At 60.8% G+C, this 265-nt stretch carries 1 protein-coding gene; it reads left to right on the forward strand.

The window, feature by feature from the left end; translation table 11 throughout:
• The coding region (locus tag ACCD05_RS31920; RefSeq protein WP_413397689.1) for a hypothetical protein at positions 1-226 on the forward strand (226 nt) is incomplete at its 5' end.
• Between the last annotated feature and the right edge of the window lie 39 nt (positions 227-265).

Consider the following 265-nt stretch of genomic DNA (forward strand, 5'->3'; position numbering starts at 1 on the left):
GTCCATGCTCCTCGACTGGGAGCGCGAATCGCGCATCCGCAGCGTCGAGTCCAATGCGCGCGCCACCGCGCTGCTCGTCGACCGCGAGGTCGCGGCCGCCCAGGCGGCGCTGCGCGCCCTCGGCAATTCCGACGCCATACGCCGGGGCGATTTCGCCGAAATCCACCGCGAGGCGGCCGCGATGAACGCATTTTTTTTTTTGATTTGGAGACTTTTGATATATTAAGTAGTTAGCTCGTTGTTTTATTCCGTCGTGGTGTTGTGC

The organism is Rhizobium sp. Rhizsp42 (assembly GCF_047304155.1).
Lineage (GTDB): Bacteria > Pseudomonadota > Alphaproteobacteria > Rhizobiales > Rhizobiaceae > Rhizobium.